This window comes from Mesorhizobium escarrei, assembly GCF_935825525.1.
GTDB lineage: Bacteria > Pseudomonadota > Alphaproteobacteria > Rhizobiales > Rhizobiaceae > Mesorhizobium > Mesorhizobium escarrei.
Map to the genome: position 1 here is coordinate 1 of NZ_CAKXZT010000178.1, position 2551 is coordinate 2551.

3 protein-coding genes are annotated in these 2551 nt (G+C 63.6%); all 3 read left to right on the plus strand.

The genetic code is table 11. The features are described from left to right. Nucleotides 1-92 precede the first annotated feature (92 nt). The 3 genes from NMG80_RS38100 to tnpC all read left to right on the plus strand — a co-directional run bounded on the left by NMG80_RS38100 (nucleotide 93) and on the right by tnpC (nucleotide 2532). The gene (locus tag NMG80_RS38100) at nucleotides 93-479 is read left to right on the plus strand and encodes a transposase (protein ID WP_135909841.1); all 387 of its coding nucleotides are present in this window, start codon (nucleotides 93-95) and stop codon (nucleotides 477-479) included. Further along, the gene (gene tnpB, locus NMG80_RS35085) at nucleotides 476-820 is read left to right on the plus strand and encodes an IS66 family insertion sequence element accessory protein TnpB (protein WP_135909843.1); all 345 of its coding nucleotides are present in this window, start codon (nucleotides 476-478) and stop codon (nucleotides 818-820) included. The genes NMG80_RS38100 and tnpB overlap by 4 nt, the downstream gene beginning before the upstream one ends. 74 nt (nucleotides 821-894) lie before the next feature. After that, entirely contained in the window at nucleotides 895-2532 is a 1638-nt protein-coding gene (tnpC, locus tag NMG80_RS35090; protein WP_135909845.1) for an IS66 family transposase, read from the plus strand. Nucleotides 2533-2551 lie beyond the last annotated feature (19 nt).

Below are 2551 nucleotides of genomic sequence, written 5' to 3' on the forward strand. Positions count from 1 at the left end.
GTAAGCGCGTAGGTCACCCCACGTAGCGGCTGGTTCGCTGATCTGGGAGTCTCCTGGATGATTTATCCTGGGAGGCTCTCGTGAGCGCACACATGTCTGATAGCAAGAACTTCGAAGTTCTCACGGCCGAGCCGGTCCGGCTTGCGCACAGTCCGGCCCGACGCGTTCGGACCTGGTCGCGGGAGGAGAAGACCAGGATCGTGACGGAGACGTTTGCGCCGGGGGCGAACGTTTCGGCGATTGCGCGTTCTCACGGCCTTGATCCCTCACAGGTCTATGCGTGGCGTCGCAAGGCGTTGGAATCGGGCATGGTCGCGCCGTTGGCGGAGGCGCGGATCAAGCCGGTCAAATTCGCGCGGTTCGACGCGGTAGCCAGCGACATGGTGGAGATTATCGTTGGCGATGTGGTGGTGCGTGCCGGTGGCGATGTCGCGGCGGATCGGCTTGCCGCGGTGATCCGGGCGGTGCGGGCGGCATGATCCCGGCGGGCGTTCAGGTTTACGTGGCGGCGACGCCGGTCGACTTCCGCAAGGGTGCGAACGGCTTGATGGCGCTGGTGCGGGACGGCGGAGTCGATCCGTTCAACGGCGCGCTTTACGTGTTCCGCTCGAAAAGAGCGGACAGAATCAAGGCGGTCTGGTGGGACGGGTCCGGGGTATGCCTATTTGCCAAGACGCTCGAGGAAACGAAGTTCTGCTGGCCACGCATCGGGCCCTCGCGTGTTCAGCTGAACCACGCTCAGCTCTTGGCGCTGGTTGACGGGCTGGACTGGAAGAAGGTCCGGCCGGCGGTGGTGAGGCGGCCGCAATCGGTAGGCTGAAGAGCCTGTGGCAAGTTGAATCAGGCCCTTGAAAGCGTTGGGAAAACGGCTGCGAACATGCTGTGATGCCAGTCATGGCGATGGCTGCCGAAGAGCTTCCGGACGACGTTGATGCGCTGAAGGCGATTGTCGTGGCGCTCGCCGAAAAGGCCGCCCTTCTGGAGGATCAGGCGGCACGAAACATGCGCCTCACGGCCGAGCGGATCGAGGCTGCCGATACGCGGGTGGAGGTGATTGAAGCGCGCATTAAGGCTGCCGACGAACGCATTGCCACACTGACGGCGATCGTGAAGATGCTGGAGCGATCGCGCTATGGCAGGCGTTCTGAGCGACTGGGCATCCCCGGGCTGACGGATGAGCAATGTGCCTTCGTGTTCGAGGAGATCGAGAGCGGCGTCGGCGAGGCGGTTGCCGATCTGGAAGCTGTGGCCCCCGATCGTGCGAAGCGCGCGCCGCGCCCGCGCAAGGGGTTTGCCGCCCATCTTGAGCGGGTGGAGCAGATCATCGAGCCGGAGGTGCCCGAGGGCTACGAAGGTCTGGATCGGTTGCTGATCGGCGAGGATGTGTCGGAACGTCTGGACGTCACGCCGGCGAGGTTCCGGGTGATTGTCACCCGCCGCCCGAAATATGCCTACAGAAACCGTGACGGCGTATTCCAGGCGCCTGCGCCTGCCCATATTGTCGAGAGCGGCATTCCCACCGAGCGGCTCCTGGCCCAGATTGCCGTCTCCAAATACGCCGACGGCTTGCCGCTTTACCGCCAGGAGGCGATCTATGCGCGCGACAAGGTCGAACTCAGCCGCTCGCTGATGGCGCAATGGATGGGCAAGGTCGGCTTCGAGCTCCAGCCGCTGGCCGATTACGTTCTGGAACGGATCAAGCAGGGCGAGCGGGTCTTTGCCGACGAGACCACCTTGCCGACATTGGCACCGGGAACCGGAAAGGTTCGGAAAGCTTGGCTATGGGCCTACGCGCGCGACGATAGGCCATTCGGCAGCGCCAGCCCGCCCATGGTCGCCTATCGCTTCGAGGACGGTCGGGGCGGCGACTGCGTTGCGCGCCACATGGCGGGCTTCACCGGCATCCTGCAGGTCGATGGATACTCGGCCTACACGCAACTCGCCAAAGCAAAAGCGAGATCCAACGAGGCCGTCGCTCTCGCGGGCTGCTGGGCTCACTTGCGCCGCCGATTTTACGAATTGCACATCAGCGGCAGTTCTCAGATCGCGACGCAGAGCGTCACGACCATGGCCGAGCTCTGGTCCATTGAAGAGGAGGTTCGTGGCCAGGTTCCTGCCGCACGTGCGGCCGCCCGTCAGGACCGCTCCGTCGCCATCGTCGCGGATCTGTTCAAGCTCTGGGAAAAGGAACTGCCGCGGATCTCAGGAAAATCGAAGCTGGCCGAGGCGATCCGCTACGCCGCGTCCAGGCGGGCTGTCCTCGAGCGCTTCCTGGCCGACGGCCGCGTCGAGATCGACTCCAATATCGTTGAGCGGGCAATCAGGCCCCAGACAATCGTCAGAAAGAATGCGCTTTTTGCAGGCAGCGACGGCGGCGGAAACACGTGGGCGACTGTCGCGACCCTTCTGCAAACCGCCAAAATGAACAGTGTCGATCCGCTCGCCTGGCTCACCCAGACCCTCGAGCGTATCGCTGATCGCTGGCCAATCTCCCAAATCGACCAGCTCATGCCCTGGAACTACAGCTCCTGAACGGCTTCAGCTACGCGCT